The following is a 24,523-nucleotide window of genomic DNA, read 5'->3' on the forward strand; positions in this document are numbered from 1 at the left end:
GGCACTTTAAGCTTATTAGCGTTACTCTACGCGAACTGCTGTGCCGCTAATACTCACCATTAGCATACTACCTTTATCACCGATAACTTGATAATCAAGGTCAATGCCAACTACCGCATTCGCCCCCATAGCTCTTGCCTCGTGCTCTAGCTCTGTGAAGGCAAGCTTGCGAGCTTGTGTAAGTTCAGCTTCGTAAGACCCAGAACGTCCACCAACAATATCTCGAATTGATGCAAAAAGGTCTTTAAATACGTTTGCACCCATCACGGCTTCCCCCACAACAATGCCGCAGTATTCAGTGATTTTCTTGTCTTGCAAAGACGGTGTAGTTGAAATAATCATAACCATTCCCTAGAAGTTAACATCAAAATGATGTGATGAGAGTGTGGTTATCATTGCACGTTAGTCAGTTGAGTTTCAACGGGCGACTAACGTGCTGTTACACTTTTACTTAATTATCAAAGTTTTCAATGATGGTAGGAATAACCGTTAGCAACGCACGTTGACCTAACGCCACCTTGGCATTTGGAAAGACGATGGCCTCCCCTTCAAACTCAGCTCGGTACTCACGTCCTGTCTCACTGGCTAATAGCTCACCTTTCGCAAAGCCAGTAAAGTTGGGTGTATCGTCATCAAAATGAAGGACAAAGTCTTCCTCATGGCGATTTATCACTTGGTTTACCCGAAAAATATCCAAGTCATCTAGAGAAACGGTAGGAGAGAAATCGGACAAACTCACCAGTGATACCAAAGCAGATTTTGCTGCCTCGAATCGCGACATGTCGTTTTGTCCAAATGGACGAACCTTACCAAGTTCAACGGTAAACGCGTGAGCGTTAAAGTTAACCGATGAGAAGTAACTAAAAGTAGTGGTAGGATTTTCTGACAACAGAATTGTTTTTACGCCACAAGCCGCCAAGAAACCCAACTGTTCCAAGTTGTAGTTGCGTTCATGTAAGAATGGATAGACCGCAAACTTCTCGTTTTTCGACTCTCTGATTGCCGTGTGGAGGTCGTAGTGTAGCTTGGTGTCACGGATGTCTGCTGAACCATAAAAGTGCTCAATCGAATTTTCAAGCGCTCTTGCTCTGATTCTCTCAGCGTTATTACAACCTTCCCCTTCAGAGTGCGCACCATTAAACAAACGGTTCATGTTCTCTTCGACAAATCGCTCGGCAATATCCATCGCAGGCAAATTTCCAAATAAGAACAATACGCGATGTGCTAAAACTAAGTCGCCTGTCAGTATGCGTTGCACCATATCGTTACAGATCTCAATAGGTGCAGTTTCGTTACCGTGCACACCACAGGAAAGAACAATATGCTTATTAGAGGCAACAGGAGGTTCGAATGACACAATACCGGCATCAGTAATATTGACTGAAGTGCCGTTATTCAGCGTAAACGCAATTTCTTCAGAAAAGTATTCGGGCTGCTCACGAGAGAGTGACAGAAAATGCCCTTTTTGTTGGAGCAGAGAGATAACAGATTGTACTTGTGACGCAGTAGACATTGACGCTTCCCGAGAAAAACAGGGTCGCTAGTCTAACGGTTTACCCATTAAATGCCAACGCTATAGGGGAATGCTAAATTGCTGCGCGTAAAGGAGAGTCGCCAACAATGACTTCTTTGTGTGCTAATTCCACAAAGTCAGAGAGCGGTACGGCTTTTGAAAACAAATATCCCTGCCCTTGAGAAATACCAAGTTCACGGAGTATGTGAAGCTGTTCTAGGGTTTCTACCCCCTCAGCAATGACTTTACATCCTTTGGCTACACCAATCACTTTAGCCGCTTCGATAATGGCACGGTTTACCGGGTGTAAGCCCAACTCCATGACAAAGGTCTTATCAATTTTCAATGCATCAAGGGTAAGGTCTCGAATATACGCAAGATTCGAATAGCCTTTACCAAAGTCGTCTACCGATATCTCAACACCTAAGTGACACAACTGAGAAAGTTGATTTTTGACCATCAGTGAATTGGACAGTGCCACGTCTTCGGTGAGCTCAAGCTCAATTCTTGAGAGTGGAATATTGTACGTTTTCTCTAGTGTGATTAACGTTGGGATAAGTTGGTTGTCGTACAACTGGGTGGGTGAAATATTAACAGAGATCTTTATGGGAAGACGTTGTGAATCCAGCTCAACTAAGCTTTTAAACGCCTGTTCAAGGGTCCAATAAGCCAGTTCATTCATCATATTGTAAGATTCTGCGGCCTCAATTAATGGCCCTGGAAATAACACCCCATCAAGAGGATGGTTCCATCGCAGCAAACACTCGGCACCAACGACTTTAAGCGTTCGTAGATCAACCTTAGGTTGGTAGTACAGTTCCAACTCGTCCTGCGACAACGCTCTTTTTAAGTCGGCTTTTAACGCTAAACTACGTCCAGTATTGGTATCATCACGCATACTTAGCTGAAAGTAGTTCTCATACTTGTTTTGCTTTGCCTGTTTTAACGCAGCCTCTGCACGAGAAAACATAGCGGTGATATCGTTTTGCTTTCCATCGCCCATCACTACACCCACATTAAAATCCGCAATGAAGGCATGATTGTCGCAGTGTAAAGGCGTTTTAAAATGTTCGATCAAGCGCTCGAACATAGCCCGCATCTTCTTTTCACTGTGAAGGTTCGGAAACACAACGCCGAATACATCGCCACTGGTACGTCCGATGGTGGCAATATCATCAAAAAGGAAATGAATTCGATTGGCAATATCTAGCAGTAAGTGGTCGCCAACTTTGATACCTAAGCTTGTAGTGACATCGGAAAAACGAACCACATCAATTAACATTATTGAAAGAGAAGCGTGCTGAGATGCACAGCGAGAAACACTGTCTATAAAAGCGTATCTGTTCGGAATAGTCGCCAGCGATTGATGCAGTCGGCTCATGATTATTTCCTTCCGCTACTACAGAGCTTGGGTACTAACAATAATAAGAGTTAGCCAATAAGACCAAATTCCTTCGCGCATATCAACAGCAAAACGTATATTTTTTTATACCTCGTTATCCTTTGCTCAATTAAACAACAACTGTAATTTAACGCTATTGGTCTTACAAAAAAGCCCCGCAGTTGCGAGGCTTTCATCTAAGTTATTGACTATTAGTCGATCTTACAAGCAGACAGTTTCCAAATTCTATCTACGTAGTCGCTAATTGAGCGGTCTGAGGTAAATTTACCCATTTTAGCCGTATTGATAATAGCCATTTTCGCCCAGCCTTCTTTGTCACGGTAAGCTTGGTCTACTTTGATTTGCGCATCTGAATAGCTGCGGAAATCAGCCAATACCATGTACGGGTCGCCGTGATCCAATAGGCTTTGCTTAATTGATACCAATGCACCTGGTTTGCCTGGTGTAAAGTAATCAGACTCTAACCAGTCCAAAATAGCTTTGATTTCACCATCGCGGTAGTAATAGTCATGAGGGTTGTAGCCTTCAGCTTTAAGTGCTTGCACTTCATCAACCGTCATACCAAAGATAAAGATATTCTCATCACCTACTTCTTCAGCGATTTCGATGTTGGCTCCATCTAATGTACCAATGGTAATAGCGCCATTAAGCGCTAGCTTCATGTTACCTGTACCAGAAGCTTCTTTACCTGCCGTACTGATTTGCTCAGAGACGTCAGACGCTGGAATCATTTTCTCAGCCATAGATACGCGGTAGTTAGGCATAAATACAACTTTGATCTTGTCGTTCACACGAGGGTCGTTGTTGATCTTGTCTGCTACTTTGTTGATGGCGTAAATAATATCTTTCGCAAGCTTGTATCCCGGTGCAGCCTTCGCACCGAAAATGAATACCCGAGGATGCATGTCGTAATCAGGGTTCTCAAGCAAACGACGGTACAAGGCCATTATGTGCAGCAAATTCAAATGCTGACGCTTATATTCGTGAAGGCGCTTAATTTGAACGTCAAAGATTGCATTTACATCGACGTCTAAGCCAAGAGTCTCTTTAATTTCAGCAGCAAGTAACTTTTTGTTTTCTTGCTTCACTTGCATAAATTGCTTTTGGAACGTCTTAGTGTTGGCAAACTTAGCAAGCCCTTCTAGCTTGTGCAGCTCTCTTGGCCATTCGTTACCAATCTTTTTGTCGATTAGCTTAGACAATTTAGGGTTACATGCCTTCAACCAACGACGCGGTGTAATACCGTTAGTCACGTTGGTTAATTTACCAGGCCATAGTTCGTCGAACTCAGGGAACAAGTTAGCTTTAACCAGCTTAGAGTGGATTTCTGCAACGCCGTTAACCGCAAAAGAGCCGATAACTGATAGGTGGCCCATGCGAACCATTTTCTCGTTACCTTCTTCGATGATCGAAAGTTTGGCTTTGATAGCGTTATTGCCCGGCCATTTCTTCTCAACCTCATCCATGAAACGATGATTGATTTCATAGATGATTTCCAAGTGACGAGGTAAGATTTTTTCAATCATACGCGCTGGCCACTTTTCTAGTGCTTCAGGCAATAGAGTGTGGTTTGTGTAAGCGAATACTTGCGTACAGATTTCCCATGCGTAATCCCAATCCAGTTCAGCGCGGTCAACAAGAATACGCATAAGTTCAGGAATAGCTATCGCTGGGTGTGTGTCGTTTAACTGAATAACCACTTGATCGACAAAACGGCTCCAGTCATCGCCATGAGCACGCTTGTATCGACGGATAATATCTTTCAATGAACATGAGCAGAAGAAGTACTGCTGAATTAGGCGCAGTTCTTTACCCGCTTCGGTCTCATCGTTTGGATACAGTACTTTAGAAATGGTTTCTGCTTGCACATTTTCTACTTGTGCATCAACGTAACCACCCGCATTGAAAACGTCCCAGTTAAAGTAACCAGAAGACTTCGACTGCCACAAACGCAATACGTTTACCGTTTTACCTTCGTAACCTACAACAGGGATATCCCATGGAACACCTTTGACGATAGAGCCAGGGTGCCATTCTTTTTGAATGCGACCGTTTTCACCGTATTTGGTTTCTACATAACCGTAAAGCGACACTTCTTGGGTTGATTCAGGGCGGCAGATTTCCCACGGGTTACCGTAATCACGCCAGCTATCTGGACGTTCAATTTGTGCACCACTCTGTACTTCTTGGCGGAACAAACCGTGTTCATAGTGAATGCCGTAACCAATAGCTGGGAGTTCCATGGTTGCCAATGAATCGATATAACACGCCGCAAGACGGCCAAGGCCACCATTACCCAGGGCCATGTCTGGCTCTTCTTCCATGATGTCTGAAATTTCGATACCTAGCTCTTTAAGCGCTTCACTTGCCACATCAAACAAACCAAAGTTTTGAAGGTTGTTTGACAACAGACGACCCATAAGGAATTCAGCAGAGAAATAGTGTACTGCGCGGGTGTCGTTCAGATAATGGCTCTTTTGCGTTTTGCGCAAACCTTCAAGCACTTCTTCTTGAATTGCTGCACAAGTTGCCTTCCACCATGCGTGGTTGTTTGCCTTGTTTTCGTCTGTACCTAGCGTACAGTGAAGATGTTTAACAACGGCTTCTTTAAAAGCTGCTTTGTCGATTTTTGGTAAATCTGGCGTAGCTTTCGCTTTTGTTTTTGCGTTCATTTTGCGTCTCACTCTTTAGGCGCTAATTAGCGCGAAAATGTAATTTAATTACAGAATAATTCAACAATATGACAGCAATATAGCAGTGACGAGACCAAAAAGTTGTAAAATAATTGTTAAAAAACCACAAAAAAGGGGTGAAAACGTATGCATCACCCCTTAATTTTACATTTTATTCACAATTTATCGATTTGAAATCGGCGTGATTGGTCATTATTTTATAATTTTTCCCACAAGTTCTTCTGCTTCGGCAATCAAATCTTGTAAGTGACTTTCACCCTTAAAGCTTTCTGCATAGATTTTATAGATTTGCTCAGTACCAGACGGACGCGCAGCAAACCAGCCGTTTTCCGTTGACACCTTAACGCCACCAATAGCCGCATTGTTTCCAGGCGCGTGAGTCTGAACGTTAGTAATAGGCTCACCCGCTAAAGATTCACTGGTTACGACAGAAGCATCCATTGCTGATAGCTTCTGCTTTTGCTCTAGTGTTGCAGCAACGTCTACGCGCTTATAAACAGGTGCAGCGAACTTTTCAGTAAGGGCTTGATAGTGTTCACCTGGGTCTTTACCCGTAGTGGCAAGTATTTCTGCAGCTAGTAAACAAAGAATAAAGCCATCTTTGTCGGTCGCCCATGTATTGCCATCACGCTGTAAGAAGATGCCACCAGCACTTTCTTCACCGGCAAAACCTATTTCACTGTCTGACAGCCCCCCAACGAACCATTTAAATCCTACAGGCATTTCGGCCAGTGGTTTATCAAGGCTAGCAGCAACACGATCAATCATGCTACTTGAAACTAAGGTCTTACCTATTTTGAGATCTGTTGGCCATTCAGGACGGTTGGTGTATAGATAGTTAATTGCTACAGCCAAGTAGTGATTTGGATTCATCAACCCCGCACTTTTGCACACAATACCGTGTCTGTCGAAATCGGGGTCGTTACCCCACGCCAAATCAAAATTGTCTTTTAGCTCAATGAGTCCCGCCATGGCATAGGCTGACGAGCAATCCATGCGAAGCTTGCCGTCTTTGTCACGACGCATAAAACCAAACTGAGGGTCAACTGCGTCGTTAACTACGGTAATATCTAAACCGTAAAGTTCACTGATACGAGACCAATAGCCAATACCCGCGCCGCCTAGCGGATCAGTACCTAGTTTTAGGTTTGCTTTTGCAATGGCTTCCATATCGATAACTTGCGCTAAGTCGGCAATATAGGGTTCCATGAAATCTTCTTCACGCACCAATTTATCAGCAACCGCAGTGCGAATATCAACACGCTTGACGTCTTTGTTGCCTTCAGCAATTAGCGCATTTGCTCGGTCTTGAATGAGCTTAGTCACATCACTGTCAGCAGGGCCACCGTGAGGAGGGTTATATTTAAATCCACCATCTTCAGGAGGGTTGTGAGAAGGTGTGATAACCACGCCATCAGCTAGTACTTCTGTGTTCTCGCGATTGTGACGAATAATAGTGCGAGAGATAACCGGTGTCGGCGTATAACCACGACTTGCGTTATCAGCAGTTTGAATAACCACATCAACACCGTTGGCGCAAAGGACTTCAATGGCAGTTACCATGGCAGGCTCTGACAATGCGTGAGTATCTTTACCTATGTAGTGAGGCCCAGTGATACCCTGCTCTTTTCGGTATTCAGCCAGCGCCTGACAAATCGCCGCTATATGGGTATCTGTAAAGGTATACAAGGCTGAAGAACCACGGTGGCCAGAAGTGCCAAAACTAACTGCTTCACCGGCCGCCTCGGGGTTGGGCTTAAAACTATAGTATTGGCTCACAAGCTGAGCAACATTGATAAGCTGTTCTTGCGCGGCTGGCTTTCCAGCCTGCGGGTGTAATGCCATGACAAAGTCCTTGTTGTGTTATGAAAGGGTTTTCCCGTTTTGAAAAAACACGCTATGAAAAGCGTGAAACAAGAGTTTCTACTATATTCTGCTCGTATCCCAAAGTCAGCAACACGTTCTGTAGCATGTTAATTTTCTTCGCAGTGTTGTTGTTGGTAACCACCCAAAAAGGGCTGTCTGGGATTTGCTTTGGATTAGTGCTACTGCCGTTCAGGAGCAGCGCTTCTTTACTTTTAGCAAAGTAAGTTCGGTTTTTACCTTTGATAGCTTCAACCGCCTCAAATCTACCTTGATTTAAGCGATGCGCCTCACCAAGAATAAATAAGAACTGGTCGACACGCTTGGTATAAGCGGACACCGCTTCAGGTGTAACTTGAGACAAGATTTCGTTATCGACGTCTACCGTAGTTGCTTCCACAGGAGTATCTGTTGGTGGTGTTTCAAGTTCCTCAGCAGGCTTGTCTACTGACTTTTCTTGTGTTTCCACAACGGCTTGTACTGTTTTTTCTGACTCTACTGCTTCTTTCTGCGGCGCTGGTGCAGCTGCGGGAGCTTCATTCGGCTCTTCTGACAGCAAAAGTCTTCGAAGAATTTGTGAGGCGTTTTCACCAATATGCTTTGTTTGACTTGCAATAAACGCATATAAATCGTCATCTATTTCAATGCTTTTCATAACTACTTCCTACATTTGATAGCCCATTATAGCAAGGAAGTAAATTAAAGCAGCACTTAATCAAGGGCTAAAATATTCAGGATGGAGAAAAACAAAAAACCCGCCAAAAGGCGGGTTTTTAAAAAGCGTGTTAAGCGGCGTAATTACTTAGCGTTACGCGCTTTAACTTCTTCAATTACTTTGTCAGCAACGTTCTGAGGACATGCTGAGTAGTGGCTGAATTCCATAGAGAACTGACCACGACCAGAAGTAATAGTACGCAAGTGACCGATGTAACCGAACATTTCTGAAAGCGGTACGTCAGCCTTGATGCGAACGCCAGTAGCGCCAGCTTCTTGGTCTTTGATCATACCACGACGACGGTTAAGGTCACCGATTACGTCACCAACGTTGTCTTCTGGGCTGAACACGTCAACTTTCATCACTGGCTCAAGAAGCTGAGGACCAGCTTTTGGCATTGATTGACGGAATGCACCTTTCGCTGCAATTTCGAACGCGATTGCTGATGAGTCAACTGCGTGGAAACCACCGTCGTATAGTTCAACTTCAACGTCTAGTACTGGGTAGCCTGCTAGAGGACCAGTTTCCATCATACCAGCAAAACCTTTTTCGATTGCTGGGAAGAATTCTTTAGGTACGTTACCACCAACAACGGTTGATGTGAACGTGAAGCCAGAGTTAACTTCACCTGGCTTGATGCGGTAATCGATCTTACCGAACTGACCAGAACCACCAGACTGCTTCTTGTGCGTGTAGCTGTCTTCAACAGGTGTAGTGATAGTTTCACGGTACGCTACCTGAGGCTGACCAACTTCTAGCTCAACGCCGTAAGTACGCTTAAGGATATCTACTTTGATATCCAAGTGAAGTTCACCCATACCTTTAAGGATGGTTTCACCTGAATCTTCGTCAGTTTCAACCTGGAACGATGGATCTTCTGCAACTAGCTTACCGATCGCGATACCCATCTTCTCAGTTGCGCCTTTATCTTTTGGCTTAACAGCGATTGAGATTACCGGCTCAGGGAAGATCATTGGCTCCAGCGTACAAGGGTTCTTAGGATCACAAAGTGTGTGACCAGTTTGAACATTCTTCATACCTACAACCGCTAGAATGTCACCCGCTTGCGCTGAAGTAAGTTCAGTACGCTCGTCCGCGTGCATCTCAACCATACGGCCGATACGTTCAGTCTTACCAGTTGCACTGTTAAGAATAGTATCACCCTTGTTAAGTACACCAGAGTAAACACGGATAAAGGTAAGAGCACCGAAACGGTCGTCCATAATTTTGAACGCCAATGCACGGAACGGCTCTTCAGTAGAAACAGTTGCTACTTCACCAGTAGGCTCACCAGTTTCTTCATCAGTTAGTTCTTGAGGGTCAACTTCTGTTGGAGAAGGTAGGAAATCTACAACCGCATCTAGTACCAACTGGATACCTTTGTTCTTAAACGCAGAACCACAGTATGTTGGGAAGAAAGTCATGTCACGAGTACCGATACGGATACAACGCTTGATGTCTTCTAATGAAGGCTCTTCACCGTCCATGTAAGCCATCATTAGGTCGTCGTCCATCTCAACAGCTGATTCGATTAGCTGCTCGCGATATTCGTTAGCTTTTTCAACCATGTCTTCAGGGATGTCTGTAACTTCGTAGTTCTCAGGTAGGCCTGAGTCATCCCAGATGTATGCTTTCATGTCTAGTAGGTTAACAACACCAACGAAATCGTCTTCGATACCGATTGGAAGCGTCATAACTAGTGGGTTAGCCGCAAGTACTTTCTTAACCTGACCAACAACGCGATAGAAATCTGCGCCCATACGGTCAAGTTTGTTTACGAAGATACAACGTGCAACTTCTGATTCGTTAGCATAACGCCAGTTAGTTTCTGACTGAGGCTCAACACCACCAGAACCACAGAATACACCGATACCACCATCAAGTACTTTCAATGAACGGTAAACTTCAACAGTGAAGTCAACGTGTCCAGGAGTATCGATGATGTTCATACGGTGATCTTTCCAGAAACAGGTTGTCGCTGCTGACTGGATAGTGATACCACGCTCTGCTTCCTGCTCCATGAAGTCAGTAGTCGACTCACCGTCGTGTACTTCACCTGTCTTATGGATTTTACCAGTTAGCTTCAAAATACGTTCTGTAGTGGTAGTTTTACCCGCGTCTACGTGGGCGAAAATACCAATGTTTCTGTAATGAGATAAGTCTGCCATTAGTTCACTTTCATTGGTTCAGAGTAAAAAAACGGCCGGATTATAAAGGATTTTTGCATCACATTTATACCTTTTTATGCACAAACTGATGCTCAGTTTTCCCAATCACGGGCCAATAACAAATAATAACTATAAATATCAACAATTTAATAAAAATCGATATTTTTTTAACCAATACACAATCACACCTCTTTTGAAGTGCGGATAACGGTAACGGTTACTTCATCCCTATCGTGATAGAGATGTCTAACGCGTATGTTAAACGTATCACTTGTCTCGTTTAAACACGCCTTAACTGCTTGCATTGCTTCGCTTACGGTTTCAAAGCGGCGCTTCATCGGCAGCTTCAAATTAAAAATGGCGTGGGTCGTCCAACCTTTGACTAACCAATTCGCCATGAGCTTAGCAACTCTATCGGGTTGTTCGATCATATCACAAACCAGCAAATCTACACGGCCATATTGTGGTTTATACGTAAAACCGTCTGCTGCATAGTGCTCAACCAAACCAGTTTTCATTAAACTTTCATCCACTAATCCATTATCAATGGCTTCGACATACATTCCGCGCGTCACTAGCTGATAGGTCCATCCCCCCGGGCATGCGCCCAAGTCTACCCCACGTGCCCCCTCTCGAAAAACGAGGTTACGCTCTTTATCTGTAAGCATGTTTACAATGGCGTCTTCTAATTTGAGCGTAGACCGACTGGGTGCTTCTGCAGGAAATTTTAAACGACATATACCCAAGTGATGAGGAGACGAGTGGGTTGGGTAGCTGTAACCAATGTAACAAGTAGCAAAGCTCTCGAAGAAAATATGCAGTTTTGGCTTATTGATGTTTTCTTTAGGAAGCAAAATGCCTTTTTTTCTTAGGGCTTGTCGCATAGGAACGGTAAACTTCCGACAAAACTTAGCCAGTGTTTTTCCGTCTTCCGTATCTGGATATTCCACATCAAAGGCACCGAAAGTAATATCTGGAACCTCGCAGTCCTCAAGCAGCGCCAACAGCTGCCCTACTCTGTCCTCTTTCTCTAAATGCTGAGTGCTTGCAAACACAGCAACGAGCTGTCGCGGAAATACAGTGTGGTCGATTGCATAAGCTTTTAGCGCTTTATCAAGGGTTTCAGCCTCGTATAATTGGAACTTGGTAAAACCCTGTTTTGGAATAAAATCGGGATACCCATAAATACCACGCTCGCTATACAACGAGGTCAGCTCATTGGCGGTGTCATTCTCATAGCCGGGGCGACAGTAGGCCAGTATGCTATTCATTGCTATTACCTACTTTGATGGACATTGCTACACACAGCCAGCCAATAATGAACCCTACTCCACCAAGAGGCGTTATCGGCCCAAACAGTTTGATACCCGTCATAACAAGCATGTATAAACTGCCACTGAACAAAAAAATCCCAATGAGAAAGGCAATAGCAGCGCGAGTTAACCATTTAACACTAGCCACACTTAGCAGGCTGGGTAAGACTAAAATTGCCAAGGCATGATACATTTGATATCGAACCGCTGTCTCAAATGTTACCAACTGCGCTGCAGACAACACACTTTTTAAACCATGGGCGCCAAATGCCCCCAATATTACCGCAAGCCCGCCCAGAAGCGCGCCGATCATCAACAGATTTTTTTTAATTAACATGTAAAGATTTCACCCGAGTAATTATCAGTTAAGGTGATTTGAGACAAACTCGTTAGCTAGTGTAGCGGCCTGCTCTAGATTGTCATCCAAAGTACGACCACTTGCCTTACGGGGTTTTAGACTGTGATCGCCATCTTGCATAAATTCACAATTGACCACAGATGACAATGAATAACCGAGTACTTCAGTTTGTGTACCAAAAGTATCTCGCTCTCCTTGCACGATTAACGTTGGTGTCTCAAGAGATTCCAAATGTGACACGCGAAGCTTTTCAGGTTTCCCTGGTGGGTGAAACGGATAACCGAAAACGATAACGCCTTTCACTGCGAGTGAGTTTGACGCCGTTTGATACTGATCTGCCAATAAGGTTGCCATTCTGCCTCCCATTGACTTTCCCCCAATAAAGAGCGGCAAATCGTCCTTCTCATTTTTGATGTGATTTAACAGGGCATCAAAATGATCAGTGAGCTTTTGCTGTTTATCGGGAGGACGGCGCTTCCCCGTCTCGTTTATAGTTTGCATATAGGGGAAGTTAAACAACACGACTTCTGTGCCTTTGCTTGCCAGCATAGTGGCCATTTGTTGCATAAAGTCGTGGTGCATACCAGCCCCAGCACCATGCGCAAATACAAACCTTGCTTTTGGATTAACTGCGGTGAATACCTGAGTATCAAACATCGTCTTGCTCTTCTTCAACTAACGCTAAGATCCAATCACGGAATGCAGCAATTTTTCCGAGTTCTGCTTGAGACTCATCGCACACCACATAAAAAGCTTCCCTACTTTCTAGTTTGTCTTCAAAGGGCATAATGAGACGTCCAGCTTCTATTTCTGGTCTGGCTAGCACGGTATTTCCTAGAGCGATCCCCTGACCAAGGGCAGCCGCTTGTAAGACGAGCATAGAGTGGCTAAATACGGGACCATGATTTACATTGACACCCGGTACACCAATTTGCTTCAACCAATTTTTCCACGCAGCTCGGGTTTCATCGTGTAAAAGCACGTGATGTTTTAAGTCAGTTAAATCATTTAAAGGTTTAGGGCCATTGAACAAGCTTGGTGAGCACAATGGCGTGAGGAACTCTCGATGCAGTTTGTCTGCTTGCACGCCGCTCCACCGGCCCTTGCCGTAATAAATGGCCACGTCAATATCGTCTTCTAAAAAACCTTCATCAAAATCTACCGCTTTTATCCGCACGTCGATATCCGGGTGAATCGCCGAAAAACTGTTGATACGGGGAACTAACCAAATACTCGCAAAGCTCGGAGGCATGGCCACAGTGATTGCACCTTTACTTCCTTTGGCCACTAGTCGTTCAGTCGCTTCTTGCAAGTGCTTGAAGATATCTTTGAGCTCGAGAAAATACGACTGCCCCTCTTCGGTTAACAGCAAAGTACGGTTACGTCGGAGGAACAACTTCATGGATAAGTATTCCTCAAGTGCTTTGATTTGATGGCTTACCGCAGCTTGAGTGACAAATAATTCATCGGCAGCCTTGGTAAAACTTAGGTGGCGAGCCGCGGCTTCAAACGCTTTGAGCGCATTGAGAGGGGGTAAACGTCGCTGCATGACTTTATTTTCTCTTGTTACATCAGCATGACATTAGCATAAGTTTTTCTAATGACAAGCCATACTTTAATTCGTTTTATTTTTGACCAGCAAATGTCTAATATTCACCCCGAAAGCAAAAATCCCATTTAAAACTCAGATTTTTACATTTCATTTACGTTAATAAATTTAACATTAACGTTAACATTTTATATTAATTTAATTAGGTGTGAACATGAAAAAATTACGTTTATTAGGTTTATCTCTTTTAGCATGCTTTAGCGTAACCGCTCAGGCTGTAGAACAACCACAACCCGTTGAGCTTCAAGCGCTAGTTATCGAAGCAATATCTAGCATTAACCTACAGGAAATCTTGCCTGTAAATGACGCACATATTTCAGTGCAACAACAATCAAAAGACTCTTTGCTGGAAGCTTTATCTCAAGCACAGCCCAAGCGTCTACTAGCGATGAATTACGAAGAGGCACCAGTTAGCGCTGAATAAGCCCAATTCACACCTGGTTTTTGGCCGATACAATGAAACTTAACTCATTGTATCGGTACAAACCACTCGCTAGGTATTACTGGTATCTAACGGTTCGAAAGACTTAACAAGGTCATCAAGCGCTTTCATTTGCGCTAGATAAGGTTCTAATTTTGCCAACGGTAAAGCGCACGGACCATCACACTTTGCTTCATCCGGATTTGGATGTGCTTCAATAAACAAGCCACCTAGACCTAACGCCATACCACTTCTCGCTAATTGCGCGGCTTGAGCTCGACGGCCATCTGCAGACGTTGCTCTACCTCCAGGCATTTGTAACGCGTGTGTAGCATCAAAAATAACCGGCGCGTAAGACTTCATTGCATCCATACCTAGCATATCGACAATAAGATTATTGTACCCAAAACAGCTACCGCGCTCACAAAGAATTATATTGTCGTTACCCGCTTCGCTAAACTTACCAATAATATGACGCATTTCATGAGGTGCTAAAAACTGGGGCTTTTTAACGTTAATCACATTACCTGTTTTTGCCATAGCGACGACTAAGTCAGTCTGGCGAGCCAAAAAAGCTGGCAACTGAATAACGTCGACCACTTCAGCGACGGGTGCTGCCTGATGGGGCTCGTGAACATCGGTAATCAAAGGCACGTTGAAAGTGCGCTTGATCTCTTCAAAGATTTTCAAGCCTTCGTCCATTCCCGGACCGCGATACGAAGTCACAGAAGAGCGGTTAGCTTTATCAAAAGACGCTTTAAACACGTAGGGAATGTTAAGTGCTTCGGTGACTTTGACGTAGTGTTCGGCGATCCTCATTGCAAGGTCACGAGACTCCAATACGTTCATTCCACCAAAGAGTACAAAAGGAAGATGATTGGCAACCTCGATGTTACCAACCTTTATCACTTGATTCGAAACTGACATAGATAATTTTCTGTGTTGTGTCATCGTCGTGCACTATTGCACGACGATAAAATTATGAAATAAAAGGGACTTGTTTAAGAATTGCGACTTTAGCTGTGAACGCCAACACCGCGAGCGCGCCGGCAAAGCACAGCCATTTACCCATTTTTGTAGAGGCTTTCTTAAGTGCGAACAACCCAAGTACTATATAGGCAATAACACCTATTAATTTTGCGGTTACCCATGCGGTGACAAACGGATATTGAGAGAGAATAACGCAAAGCGTGATAGCACTAACAAGTAAAAAGGTGTCGATCACGTGGGGAAGGATCTTCGCCCACTTCTTTTGCAAAACATCAGCATTAAACTGAGACCACACAAATCGAATAACGAAAAGCAGAATACTCAGCGCTACTGCCGTCAAATGGATGTGTTTAGCCATCATATACATAGGTTACTACGCCTTATTAATATTATTATTGGATTAATCGGTTTCTGGCTCGTCAGGGTAGGCATCTTGAATCGCCATAAACTTATCGACATTGGCAAGCAGATAGTCAACTAGTTTCGGGTCAAAGTGCTTGCCTTTTTCTTGTTCAAGAATCTCCATGACTGCGTCAACTGGCCAAGCATCTTTATACGGGCGAACATTGAGCAAGGCGTCAAACGCATCTAAGAGTGTTGCAATGCGACTCTCTAACAAAATATCAGCGCCTGCAATTTTATCAGGGTAGCCTTCTCCATCCCAACGTTCATGATGCTGTTTGGCCAAAGTTGCAGCAAGTTGTACCGTTGGTCGGGAGGAATCTTTTAAAATTTGATAACCAAACTCGGCATGCTGTCTTATCGCAAAGATTTCTTCCTCAGTCAGAGGTTCAGTTTTACGGAGTATTGCTCGAGGTACTTTTGAATTGCCAACATCGTGCAGTGGTATAGCGAGTTTCAGCGTTCTATTGGCACTTTCGCTAAGGCCAATCCCCCTGCCCATCAAGTGCGCCATGTGTGCCAAACGGAGTAAATGTCTACTTCCTGGGTCATCATGCTCTAATGCCTTACCCAATCGCTCAATGATTTCCCGCTGAGTTTCCTCTATTTCAATAGTTTTCAGTACATTATCAAAGGCAAGTTGAACACTATTAGAAAAACGTCTCACCAAATGTTTGTCGCTTTCACCAATACGCCGAGGTAAACCCGATAAATAAAGCAACGAGCCTTGTTGAGATTGACTATTACAGTAAGCCACTACATGATCTTCGGCATAAACGATTTCTTTTTTCGTCATGGCCTCGAGGCATAGCGCGTACTCTTCCGAGGTCACAGCGTTTTTGAGTGGAACCCCTTCTTTGTCTGCGTATTCTCCGTTACCAGCAAACACGTAAAGCTCCCCAGCCTTTTTACCAATCATGGGATTAGGAGAGGCGTCTGGGGTTACAGCAACGGCGGTAGTAATGTAAGCGGCATCTTTCGAACAACCCAGTATAGACGAGAGCTGCTGAATAATACCTTGCATAAATTTTTCGAGAGAGCTTGAAGAAAACAAGTCAACAGAAGCATCAATAATCTTCTCAAGACCGGCCCTGTTTTCTTCAATCACGATAATATCGCGGTAGGATCTGAGTGCAGCAATAATTACAGTGAACAGTTTTTGAGCAGTGAGCTCGGTCTTTGATTTGTAATCATTAATATCATAATTAACAATGACATCCCGCTCTGGTGCTTGCCCGGGCTGACCTGTTCTAAGAATAATTCGGGTAAAGTGGTTGTCTAAGTCGTTGCGAACATACTCTGCGACCTTTAGGCCAGCATCATCAGTTTCCATCACCACATCTAGCAAAACAACGGCAATATCCTTGTGCGTGCGAAACATTTCTTTCGCTTCATCACCATTGTAGGCACTGACGAACTCGAGAGACTTACCGTTTAGTTCAAAATCACTAAGCGCTAATTTAGTGACCACGTGAACTTCAGGTTCATCGTCTACAATTAAGATCTTCCAGCGACCAAGCTCTTCTTCGACGATGTCATCATCATCGTCGGCGAAAAATAAATCATCATCCATTACAACATCCTGCGCGATTTCGAATTGCTAAGATACCAATGAGTCTTAACAATTACAGTACTTTTTCTAAACATACTAGGTTAAATTTTCCAATAACCCAATGTTACCCTGTCGAGGCCGCTGTAATCTTGTACCGTTTTCACTTCTGAAAAACCACGTTGCACAAACAAATTTCGCACTGCTTGGCCCTGTTCAAACCCATGCTCAAACAATAACGCGCCAGCATCTACAAGAAACGATGGTGCTAGGTGGATAATATTACGAATGTCCTCTAACCCGTCCTCACCCGACGTAAGTGCACTATCAGGTTCGAACCTTAAATCCCCTTGTTGCAAATAGGGACTATTAGTTTCTACGTACGGTGGGTTACTTACGATTAGATTAAATTTAGCGTCTCCAACACTATCAAACCAATTGCTTTGTCTAAATGATGCATTATTAATTCTGTTTAACGTCGCGTTCTGTGTAGCCAACTCAACAGCATCAGCAACAAAATCCACACCAAGTACATGCGACGTTGGCAATTCACTGGCCAACGCCAAGGCAATTGCGCCAGTGCCGGTGCCCAAATCACAAATGTCTAATGTCTTACTTTTAAAAGTTGAGGCACATAATAGCGCTTGCTCAACCAACACTTCAGTGTCAGGGCGAGGAATTAAGGTGACTGGTGACGTTTTTAGTGTGAGTGTCCAGAAGTCTCGCACACCTGTAATGTATGCAACGGGTTTGCCTTTTGCTCGTTGCTTCACATAATCGATAAATGTGTTTTTTTGAGTATCGTCTAACTCATGTTCTGGCCAGGCAAAAAGAAAGCTCGTAGGTTTGTCTAACACATGGCAAAGCAAGACTTTGGCATCTAGATCGCTGGAGCTAGATGCCTGTAATTCCCCGTTTGCCCATGCTAATGCGTCGTCTATTCTCATTGAGGGAAGGATTATTCGTCAGAGAGTGACGCTAACAAATCGGCCTGATGTTCTTGCAAGATAGGATCAACTAGCTGTTTTAAATCGCCTTCAACCACTTCATCCAAGCGATAAAGTGTTAAGTTGATTCGGTGGTCGGTAACGCGTCCCTGTGGGAAGTTATAGGTACGGATACGCTCTGAGCGGTCACCACTACCAACGAGATTTCGTCGGGTAGAGGCTTCTTCAGCGGCGCGTTTTTCCTCTTCTATCTGGTTCAATCGAGCCTGTAGCACCGACATGGCTTTAGCACGGTTCTTATGTTGTGAGCGCTCGTCCTGACATTCAACCACTACGCCCGTCGGCAAGTGAGTCAATCGAATAGCAGAGTCGGTTTTGTTAACGTGCTGACCACCAGCACCTGACGCTCTAAAAGTATCCACACGTAAATCGGCAGGATTAATCTCAATAGCTTCTGACTCTGGAATTTCAGGTAGTACCGCAACGGTACAGGCCGAGGTGTGAATTCGACCTTGTGATTCTGTCTCGGGTACACGTTGAACACGGTGACCACCAGATTCAAACTTCATTACACCGTAAACGCCCTCGCCACTCAGGTTAGCGATAACTTCTTTATAGCCTCCATGTTCACCCTCATTAGCACTCACTAATTCAACACGCCAACCACGAGTCTCAGCGTAGCGGCTGTACATACGGAACAAATCTCCGGCGAAGATTGCAGCTTCATCACCACCCGCCCCTGCACGTATTTCAAGGAAGCAGTTGTGATCGTCATTTGGGTCGCGAGGTAGCAACAAAACTTGCAGCTCAGTTTCTAGACGCTCGATATCGGCCTTGGCAATTTTTAACTCTTCTTGCGCCATTTCACGCATTTCCGCGTCATCTTCCTCAAGCATTTCTAATGCTGAAGATAGATTTTCTTGGGCTTGTTGATAAGCATTAAAGCCTGCAACAACACTCTCTAGCTGGCTGAATTCTTTTGACAGGGCACGGAATTTGTCTTGATTACCTATCACGTCGGGGTCACCTAGCAGCGCTTGAACCTCTTCAAAGCGTTCTACCAGGTTTTCTAACTTTCTTACTACCGACTCTTTCATAATTTGTGTATTTACCTTATTTCTTTATGTCAGCTGAGCTACCAGACAAGGCCAGAGCTTGACCTAACCACTGACTCATATGCGGCTCATCATGTTTAGCAGCTTCTTTCAACGCCAATGTCGTTGGATGCAACAACGCATTGGTGAGTTTGTACGCCATTTCATTTAAAACGTCTTCAGCGGACTTTCCTTCCGCAAGCTGCGTTAATGCACGCTCAACAAGCTCATCCCGTTGCTGTGTGCCTTTCTCTCTGTATTCTTTCACTAAATCTATGGATTGCAGTGAATGCTTCCAGGTAAAAAATTCGTTAGCTTGATGCTCGATAAGCTTTTCAGCATCTTGCGCTGCCTGTTCTCTATTTTGAATATTTTGCTCTACGATATGTTGCAGGTCATCTACGGTATACAGGTAAGCGTCCCCCAGTTCATTGACTTCAGCTTCAATATCTCTGGGCACGGCTAGATCTACCAAAAACATAGGTACGTTTCGGCGCTTTTTCAACGCTTTCTCAACCATACCCTTTCCAATAAGTGGCAACTGACTCGCCGTAGAACTGATCACTATGTCAAATTCGTGCAAATGTTCAGGGATTTGCGCGAGTGTGTATACACTGGCGTCGAGACTAGCCGCAAGTTCTTCTGCTCTGGAAACCGTTCTATTGGCAACCGCTAATCGCCCCACTCCCTGCTCTTTCAAATGCTGAGCAACAAGTTCGATAGTCTCTCCCGCGCCAACCAAAAGCACTGAACGTTTTGGCAGCTCAGCAAAAATATGTTTAGCAAGCTGCACAGCGGCATAAGCCACACTGACAGCATTGGCACCGATATCAGTCTCGCTTCTTACGCGCTTCGCTACTGAAAATGTGCATTGGAACAGCTTTTCAAATTCACTGTTAACAACACCCGAGTGTTTTGCATCACCAAAGGCTTGCTTCACCTGACCGAGTATTTGTGGCTCACCTAATATCAATGAATCAAGACCACTGGCAACTCGCATTAAGTGCTTTACGGCATCGTCTTTTTGCAGCACATAGCTATTGTCGCAAATAGCGTCCTTATCTAATTGATGGAAATTCGCCAACCAGTCAATCAGCGCCTCGCCACTGTTATCAGGAGCATTGACATATAGTTCAGTGCGATTGCACGTAGAAACAATCACCGATGATTCAACCCAAGTCAGCTTTTTCATAGATGCCAACGCCTCCACCAGCAAATCTGGTGTAAAAGCCACTTTTTCTCGCAACGCGACAGGGGCAGTTTTATGGTTGATACCTAGGGTGAGTAGCGTCATTGATTCATATGGTTACGTCGTAGGGGCGGCATTGTACGAAAAAGCCAAAATGATTGAAAGTATCGACTGTTATGTGTTCCCATATCCCTACGATTTATTTTACCCATGCGAACATGCTTCGAATTGCCACCTTATTTATCGTGGTTGCCCTTTTTCTTGTCGGCTGTGCAAACCGACCAACAGGCCCACAACACCCAGTTAACCTGAGCTCTCAACTACAACGGGCTGCTGATATTTCGACATGGACGCTACGAGGAAAAATGGCTTTCATCAGCCCAGAATCCTCGCTTAGCGCTACAGTTAACTGGAATACCGATGAACTTGATTTCAATTTTCGATTAACAAACGTGCTTGGTGTCACCCTTGTCAATTTGTCATCAAATGATGGTGGTGCAGTATTAAAAGCCGACGGTAAAACGTATGAAGGAAGCGATCCCGCATATCTTATTTATCAAGCGTCGGGCCTGACCGTTCCGGTCAATCAACTGCTCTTCTGGATGAAAGGATTACCATTGCGGGAAGATACTTACACGGTAAATGACAAAGGGCTACTGAAAACACTTGAGGGGTTCTGCTATCAATGCGAACAATGGTCGGTGAGCTATCAAAATTACATGGCGGTTGAGAATGAGCAGGATCAAACTGTGTGGCTGCCTCGCAATGTAACCTTAACGTCAAAGTATGATCCAAACACAACAATAAAGATTAAAGTTTACCAATGGACAATCAACTAACAATTGATAAAGACTGGTGGCCTGCGCCAGCAAAGCTCAACCTATTTCTTCACATAGTGGGCAGGTATGAAAACGGCTATCACCAACTTCAGAGCTTATTCCAAATGCTTGATTGTGGTGATTCGCTAGCCTTTGACCTACTTGATTCGTCAAATATCGTTATGGAAACACCACTAAAAGGTGTTCCAGACGAGGATAATTTGATTATTAAAGCGGCTAAGCTACTTGCTAAACACTGTAACCTAACCTCGGGAGTGGCTATCTCTCTCAAAAAACACTTACCGATGGGTGGCGGTATTGGTGGCGGATCGTCAAACGCCGCCACCACCCTTGTAGCACTGAACCACCTTTGGCGGTGTAATTTGTCAGTAAAAACCCTTGCCAACTTGGGGCTACAACTAGGTGCTGATGTTCCTATATTTATTCACGGTCTAACCGCTTTTGCCGGCGGAGTTGGGGAGGAAATAACTCCAGCGCCTCAAAAAGAGCAATGGTTCCTCGTGGCAAATCCCGGCGTTCACATCTCAACTGCAGATGTTTTTCGCGATCCGGAACTGCCAAGAAACACTCCGATAATGGAATGGAGCGACTATACTTTCGAAGAAACACGAAATGATTGTCAGCAATTCGTCGAGGATCGCTATCCCGAAGTTGCAAAATTATTACAGTGGTTGTTACACTACGCACCGTCGCGAATGACGGGCACAGGTGCGTGCGTATTTGCTACCTTTAAGAGTAGGATGGAAGCTGAGAAAATTCAGGCACTTATGCCCAATTCTTGGTCAAGTTTTGTCTCAAAAGGTGTAAATATCTCACCATTACAAGAAAAACTAAAACTCGTGAACGCCACATCGGACATGAATTGAACAATTGGGGTATAGCCAAGTTGGTAAGGCAGCGGGTTTTGATCCCGCCATTCGTAGGTTCGAGTCCTGCTACCCCAGCCACCTCTTTTTTATCAATGCACTGAGGAACCACTTGTGCCAGATATGAAGCTCTTCGCAGGTAATGCCGTACCAGAACTTGCCCAGAAAGTCGCCGATCGCCTATATACTAAACTCGGAAACGCCAGTGTTGGCCGTTTCAGTGATGGCGAAATTGCCGTAGAAATACATGAAAATGTCCGCGGTTCGGACACCTTCATCATTCAATCTACATGCGCACCGACCAATGATAACCTGATGGAGCTTATCGTGATGATCGACGCCCTGCGTCGCGCGTCTGCTGGCCGAATCACTGCTGTTATTCCGTATTTTGGTTATGCTCGCCAAGACCGCCGAGTGCGCTCAGCTCGTGTACCTATTACCGCAAAAGTTGTGGCTGATTTCCTGTCTAACGTCGGTGTAGACCGCGTACTGACTATCGATTTACATGCTGAACAAATTCAAGGTTTCTTTGACGTACCAGTAGATAACGCATTCGGCACACCTATCTTACTTGCAGATATGGTACAGCGTCAGTTTGATGATCCGGTTGTAGTATCCCCAGACATTGGTGGTGTTGTGCGTGCCCGCGCAACTGCGAAGCTATTAAACGACTCTGATTTAGCGATTATCGATAAGCGTCGTCCAAAGGCTAACGTTGCTCAAGTAATGAACATTATTGGTGATGTGAACGGCCGTGATTGTATTATCGTTGACGATATGATTGATACTGGTGGTACATTAGCAAAAGCAGCTGAAGCGCTTAAGAGCCATGGTGCTCGTAACGTATACGCTTATGCCACGCACGCTATCTTTTCGGGTAATGCTGCCAACAACCTCAAAGAATCAGTGATCGATGAAATCATTGTTACCGACTCAATTCCACTAAGCAATGACATGAAAGCCATAGGTAAAGTAAAACAACTTACCCTTTCAAGCATGCTAGCAGAAACGATTCGCCGTATTAGCAACGAAGAGTCTATCTCTGCGATGTTCGAATACTAAGAACAAAGCGCAACAGCTTATTCGCCCGTTTTGAGAGGGAGCGATGAGCTTTTTATTGTACGCTAGCGGCATTCGTGGGGCTCAGCTTCAGCATCCTTGCCTTAGATGACAATAAAAAGCTCATCGCTCCTTCTCTCGTATTTCTTAGTTATTGTCAGCGAAACTGAATGAACATTAGCTCATTCGTCTCCTTCTAAAACCTCAGCCATTATTTGCCTTTATTTTCGTAGAAGATAAAGTTAGGTTACGTTCACAACATTGATAGATGGATTTAACCATGCGAAACAATTCTGCAAAAACACTGATTGCATTGATTGCAGTTCCCTTTTTCCTTGTCGGTTGCAATGAAAAAGCCAGTGAAGACGTTGATGAGACGGCATCGTCTTCAGCACCAACTGGTATAGAAGCAACACCCGCAGAGCAAACCATTGCGCCAGTAGAAACAGAAAAATCGGATACTTCAGGCATGGCAGAGACAACACTAGTAGGCACCATTATTTACAAAGATGTTGAAGGTGGCTTTTTTGCATTTATTGATGAGTCAGGCGCACATTATACCCTTCACAATCTTGAATCTGTTCACCAAAAAGACGGATTGATCGTTCGAGTTTCGGGTACGCCTCAACCAGACATGATGACAATCACCCAATTCGGAACTGTATTTGAAGTGACTAGTGTGGAAGTATTAGACGACAGCGCCGCGAAAAGTATTATTCAGAACAATACGATTTTGTAGTTCAAACCAACAGTATAACGTTTGTAACTGCGGTGCTATGGTGTTAGAATTCGCCGCCCTCAAATTTTGAGTGGCGGCTTTTTGCTTTTTTAAGCAGTTGAAAAGCCCGATAGCGTAGGTTTTGGTCGCAAAAATCTACAAATTACATTTTATTATTTTGGAGACAGTCAATGTCTGAAGCAATTTTTACCTTGGACGCTACCGTTCGTTCTGACCTAGGGAAAGGTGCGAGCCGCCGCCTACGTCGCGAAGACAAGCTTCCTGGTATCATCTACGGTGGCGAAGAAGCGCCTGTATCAATCACCCTTGCTCATAACAAGGTTTTCCAAGCTTCTGAATTTGAAGCATTCTACTCACACGTTCTTACGCTTAATGTAGACGGTCAGTCTGTAGAAGTTTTGGTTAAAGACATGCAGCGTCACCCGTTCAAGCCAAAAATCATGCACGTAGATTTCCAACGTGTAGTTGCTGGCCACAAAGTACACACTAACGTGCCTCTACACTTCATCAACGAAGATAGCTCTGCTGCAATCAAGGCAGGCGGTGTTGCAGAACACCACGCTACTGAAGTTGAAGTAACTTGTCTTCCAGCTGCACTTCCTGAGTTCATCGAAGTAGACATGGCTAACGTTGAATTAGGTCAAACTCTTCACCTTTCTGACCTAGCACTTCCAGAAGGCGTTTCTTCTGTTGAGCTAGCAAAAGACGACGAGTCACACGACCTAGCTGTTGTTACTGTTAAGGCGCCTAAAGGTGCTGCTTCTGACGAAAGCGAAGAAGCAACTGAGGAATAA

General features: G+C 44.4%; 23 protein-coding genes and 1 tRNA gene. 7 read left to right on the plus strand and 17 right to left on the minus strand.

Translation table 11 applies throughout. The features are described from left to right. Nucleotides 1-21 precede the first annotated feature (21 nt). From EYS00_RS08970 to EYS00_RS09020, 11 genes are all read right to left on the minus strand, one after another. Entirely contained in the window at nucleotides 22-342 is a 321-nt protein-coding gene (locus tag EYS00_RS08970) for a heavy metal-binding domain-containing protein (protein WP_130636214.1), read from the minus strand. Nucleotides 343-451: 109 nt separating this feature from the next. Continuing rightward, on the minus strand, nucleotides 452-1,513 hold the full coding sequence (gene astE, locus EYS00_RS08975) for a succinylglutamate desuccinylase (RefSeq protein ID WP_130636215.1): 1,062 nt from the start codon (nucleotides 1,511-1,513) through the stop codon (nucleotides 452-454). A 73-nt stretch (nucleotides 1,514-1,586) separates the two neighbouring features. Then, entirely contained in the window at nucleotides 1,587-2,894 is a 1,308-nt protein-coding gene (locus tag EYS00_RS08980) for a bifunctional diguanylate cyclase/phosphodiesterase (RefSeq protein WP_130636216.1), read from the minus strand. A 212-nt stretch (nucleotides 2,895-3,106) separates the two neighbouring features. Then, nucleotides 3,107-5,587 (minus strand): glycogen/starch/alpha-glucan phosphorylase, encoded by a 2,481-nt coding sequence (locus EYS00_RS08985; protein WP_130636217.1) that lies wholly within the window; start codon nucleotides 5,585-5,587, stop codon nucleotides 3,107-3,109. A 213-nt stretch (nucleotides 5,588-5,800) separates the two neighbouring features. Then, nucleotides 5,801-7,453, minus strand: a complete 1,653-nt coding sequence (gene pgm, locus EYS00_RS08990; protein ID WP_130636218.1) for a phosphoglucomutase (alpha-D-glucose-1,6-bisphosphate-dependent) — start codon at nucleotides 7,451-7,453, stop codon at nucleotides 5,801-5,803. Between the two features lie 52 nt (nucleotides 7,454-7,505). After that, a complete protein-coding gene (locus tag EYS00_RS08995; protein WP_130636219.1) occupies nucleotides 7,506-8,126 on the minus strand; it encodes a SeqA protein in 621 nt (206 codons plus the stop codon). Between the two features lie 143 nt (nucleotides 8,127-8,269). Further along, on the minus strand, nucleotides 8,270-10,354 hold the full coding sequence (gene fusA, locus EYS00_RS09000) for an elongation factor G (protein WP_130636220.1): 2,085 nt from the start codon (nucleotides 10,352-10,354) through the stop codon (nucleotides 8,270-8,272). 182 nt (nucleotides 10,355-10,536) lie between these two features. Further along, nucleotides 10,537-11,625, minus strand: coding sequence for a 23S rRNA (cytidine(2498)-2'-O)-methyltransferase RlmM (gene rlmM / locus EYS00_RS09005; protein ID WP_242618714.1), 1,089 nt, complete (start codon nucleotides 11,623-11,625; stop codon nucleotides 10,537-10,539). Further along, the gene (locus EYS00_RS09010; RefSeq protein ID WP_130636222.1) at nucleotides 11,618-12,004 is read right to left on the minus strand and encodes a DUF423 domain-containing protein; all 387 of its coding nucleotides are present in this window, start codon (nucleotides 12,002-12,004) and stop codon (nucleotides 11,618-11,620) included. Before EYS00_RS09010 ends, rlmM begins: the two co-directional genes overlap by 8 nt. 24 nt (nucleotides 12,005-12,028) lie before the next feature. Further along, the gene (locus EYS00_RS09015) at nucleotides 12,029-12,682 is read right to left on the minus strand and encodes an alpha/beta family hydrolase (RefSeq protein ID WP_130636223.1); all 654 of its coding nucleotides are present in this window, start codon (nucleotides 12,680-12,682) and stop codon (nucleotides 12,029-12,031) included. Further along, a complete protein-coding gene (locus tag EYS00_RS09020) occupies nucleotides 12,675-13,574 on the minus strand; it encodes a transcriptional regulator GcvA (RefSeq protein ID WP_130636224.1) in 900 nt (299 codons plus the stop codon). Before EYS00_RS09020 ends, EYS00_RS09015 begins: the two co-directional genes overlap by 8 nt. A 214-nt stretch (nucleotides 13,575-13,788) precedes the next feature. On the opposite strand from EYS00_RS09020, the gene EYS00_RS09025 reads away from it, so the two are divergent. Next, nucleotides 13,789-14,058, plus strand: a complete 270-nt coding sequence (locus EYS00_RS09025) for a hypothetical protein (protein ID WP_130636225.1) — start codon at nucleotides 13,789-13,791, stop codon at nucleotides 14,056-14,058. A 69-nt stretch (nucleotides 14,059-14,127) separates the two neighbouring features. Here the strand turns inward: EYS00_RS09025 and kdsA are convergent, their stop codons facing one another. From kdsA to hemA, 6 genes are all read right to left on the minus strand, one after another. Beyond that, nucleotides 14,128-14,982 (minus strand): 3-deoxy-8-phosphooctulonate synthase, encoded by an 855-nt coding sequence (gene kdsA, locus EYS00_RS09030; RefSeq protein ID WP_130636226.1) that lies wholly within the window; start codon nucleotides 14,980-14,982, stop codon nucleotides 14,128-14,130. Between the two features lie 52 nt (nucleotides 14,983-15,034). Further along, entirely contained in the window at nucleotides 15,035-15,412 is a 378-nt protein-coding gene (locus EYS00_RS09035; RefSeq protein ID WP_130636227.1) for a SirB2 family protein, read from the minus strand. A gap of 33 nt (nucleotides 15,413-15,445) precedes the next feature. Next, a complete protein-coding gene (locus EYS00_RS09040; RefSeq protein ID WP_130636228.1) occupies nucleotides 15,446-17,020 on the minus strand; it encodes a response regulator in 1,575 nt (524 codons plus the stop codon). An 80-nt stretch (nucleotides 17,021-17,100) separates the two neighbouring features. Then, entirely contained in the window at nucleotides 17,101-17,943 is an 843-nt protein-coding gene (gene prmC, locus EYS00_RS09045) for a peptide chain release factor N(5)-glutamine methyltransferase (protein WP_130636229.1), read from the minus strand. An 11-nt stretch (nucleotides 17,944-17,954) separates the two neighbouring features. Continuing rightward, on the minus strand, nucleotides 17,955-19,040 hold the full coding sequence (prfA, locus tag EYS00_RS09050) for a peptide chain release factor 1 (protein ID WP_130636230.1): 1,086 nt from the start codon (nucleotides 19,038-19,040) through the stop codon (nucleotides 17,955-17,957). Between the two features lie 16 nt (nucleotides 19,041-19,056). Further along, nucleotides 19,057-20,331: a glutamyl-tRNA reductase gene (gene hemA / locus EYS00_RS09055; protein ID WP_130636231.1), complete on the minus strand. Its 1,275-nt coding sequence runs from the start codon at nucleotides 20,329-20,331 to the stop codon at nucleotides 19,057-19,059. A gap of 71 nt (nucleotides 20,332-20,402) precedes the next feature. Here hemA and lolB point away from each other — a divergent pair, with 71 nt between their 5' ends. The 6 genes from lolB (at nucleotide 20,403) to EYS00_RS09085 (ending at nucleotide 24,523) form a co-directional block, all read left to right on the plus strand. After that, entirely contained in the window at nucleotides 20,403-21,065 is a 663-nt protein-coding gene (gene lolB / locus EYS00_RS09060) for a lipoprotein insertase outer membrane protein LolB (RefSeq protein ID WP_130636232.1), read from the plus strand. Beyond that, nucleotides 21,050-21,931, plus strand: coding sequence for a 4-(cytidine 5'-diphospho)-2-C-methyl-D-erythritol kinase (gene ispE, locus EYS00_RS09065; protein WP_130636233.1), 882 nt, complete (start codon nucleotides 21,050-21,052; stop codon nucleotides 21,929-21,931). The genes lolB and ispE overlap by 16 nt, the downstream gene beginning before the upstream one ends. Before the next feature lie 5 nt (nucleotides 21,932-21,936). Then, nucleotides 21,937-22,012: transfer RNA gene (locus EYS00_RS09070), tRNA-Gln, on the plus strand. 33 nt (nucleotides 22,013-22,045) lie between these two features. After that, nucleotides 22,046-22,993: a ribose-phosphate pyrophosphokinase gene (locus EYS00_RS09075; protein WP_130636234.1), complete on the plus strand. Its 948-nt coding sequence runs from the start codon at nucleotides 22,046-22,048 to the stop codon at nucleotides 22,991-22,993. Between the two features lie 277 nt (nucleotides 22,994-23,270). Then, complete coding sequence (locus tag EYS00_RS09080; RefSeq protein WP_130636235.1) at nucleotides 23,271-23,729, plus strand: ribose-phosphate pyrophosphokinase; 459 nt, start codon at nucleotides 23,271-23,273, stop codon at nucleotides 23,727-23,729. A gap of 170 nt (nucleotides 23,730-23,899) precedes the next feature. Next, a complete protein-coding gene (locus tag EYS00_RS09085; protein ID WP_130636236.1) occupies nucleotides 23,900-24,523 on the plus strand; it encodes a 50S ribosomal protein L25/general stress protein Ctc in 624 nt (207 codons plus the stop codon).

This window comes from Alteromonas sp. KUL49, assembly GCF_006538345.1.
In the GTDB taxonomy this organism is placed as follows: Bacteria; Pseudomonadota; Gammaproteobacteria; order Enterobacterales; family Alteromonadaceae; genus Alteromonas.

What these genes read in the sequence shown, in the direction of transcription:
- lolB (WP_130636232.1), top strand. Translation starts at nt 20,403, where the DNA reads ATGTGTTCCCATATCCCTACGATTTATTTTACCCATGCGAACATGCTT.
- prmC (WP_130636229.1), bottom strand. Translation starts at nt 17,943, where the DNA reads ATGAGAATAGACGACGCATTAGCATGGGCAAACGGGGAATTACAGGCA.
- prfA (WP_130636230.1), bottom strand. Translation starts at nt 19,040, where the DNA reads ATGAAAGAGTCGGTAGTAAGAAAGTTAGAAAACCTGGTAGAACGCTTT.
- EYS00_RS08970 (WP_130636214.1), bottom strand. Translation starts at nt 342, where the DNA reads ATGATTATTTCAACTACACCGTCTTTGCAAGACAAGAAAATCACTGAA.
- hemA (WP_130636231.1), bottom strand. Translation starts at nt 20,331, where the DNA reads ATGACGCTACTCACCCTAGGTATCAACCATAAAACTGCCCCTGTCGCG.
- ispE (WP_130636233.1), top strand. Translation starts at nt 21,050, where the DNA reads ATGGACAATCAACTAACAATTGATAAAGACTGGTGGCCTGCGCCAGCA.
- pgm (WP_130636218.1), bottom strand. Translation starts at nt 7,453, where the DNA reads ATGGCATTACACCCGCAGGCTGGAAAGCCAGCCGCGCAAGAACAGCTT.
- EYS00_RS09080 (WP_130636235.1), top strand. Translation starts at nt 23,271, where the DNA reads ATGCGAAACAATTCTGCAAAAACACTGATTGCATTGATTGCAGTTCCC.
- EYS00_RS08980 (WP_130636216.1), bottom strand. Translation starts at nt 2,894, where the DNA reads ATGAGCCGACTGCATCAATCGCTGGCGACTATTCCGAACAGATACGCT.
- EYS00_RS09020 (WP_130636224.1), bottom strand. Translation starts at nt 13,574, where the DNA reads ATGCAGCGACGTTTACCCCCTCTCAATGCGCTCAAAGCGTTTGAAGCC.
- EYS00_RS09015 (WP_130636223.1), bottom strand. Translation starts at nt 12,682, where the DNA reads ATGTTTGATACTCAGGTATTCACCGCAGTTAATCCAAAAGCAAGGTTT.
- fusA (WP_130636220.1), bottom strand. Translation starts at nt 10,354, where the DNA reads ATGGCAGACTTATCTCATTACAGAAACATTGGTATTTTCGCCCACGTA.
- EYS00_RS09025 (WP_130636225.1), top strand. Translation starts at nt 13,789, where the DNA reads ATGAAAAAATTACGTTTATTAGGTTTATCTCTTTTAGCATGCTTTAGC.
- astE (WP_130636215.1), bottom strand. Translation starts at nt 1,513, where the DNA reads ATGTCTACTGCGTCACAAGTACAATCTGTTATCTCTCTGCTCCAACAA.
- EYS00_RS08985 (WP_130636217.1), bottom strand. Translation starts at nt 5,587, where the DNA reads ATGAACGCAAAAACAAAAGCGAAAGCTACGCCAGATTTACCAAAAATC.
- EYS00_RS09040 (WP_130636228.1), bottom strand. Translation starts at nt 17,020, where the DNA reads ATGGATGATGATTTATTTTTCGCCGACGATGATGATGACATCGTCGAA.
- kdsA (WP_130636226.1), bottom strand. Translation starts at nt 14,982, where the DNA reads ATGTCAGTTTCGAATCAAGTGATAAAGGTTGGTAACATCGAGGTTGCC.
- rlmM (WP_242618714.1), bottom strand. Translation starts at nt 11,625, where the DNA reads ATGAATAGCATACTGGCCTACTGTCGCCCCGGCTATGAGAATGACACC.
- EYS00_RS08995 (WP_130636219.1), bottom strand. Translation starts at nt 8,126, where the DNA reads ATGAAAAGCATTGAAATAGATGACGATTTATATGCGTTTATTGCAAGT.
- EYS00_RS09085 (WP_130636236.1), top strand. Translation starts at nt 23,900, where the DNA reads ATGTCTGAAGCAATTTTTACCTTGGACGCTACCGTTCGTTCTGACCTA.
- EYS00_RS09035 (WP_130636227.1), bottom strand. Translation starts at nt 15,412, where the DNA reads ATGTATATGATGGCTAAACACATCCATTTGACGGCAGTAGCGCTGAGT.
- EYS00_RS09010 (WP_130636222.1), bottom strand. Translation starts at nt 12,004, where the DNA reads ATGTTAATTAAAAAAAATCTGTTGATGATCGGCGCGCTTCTGGGCGGG.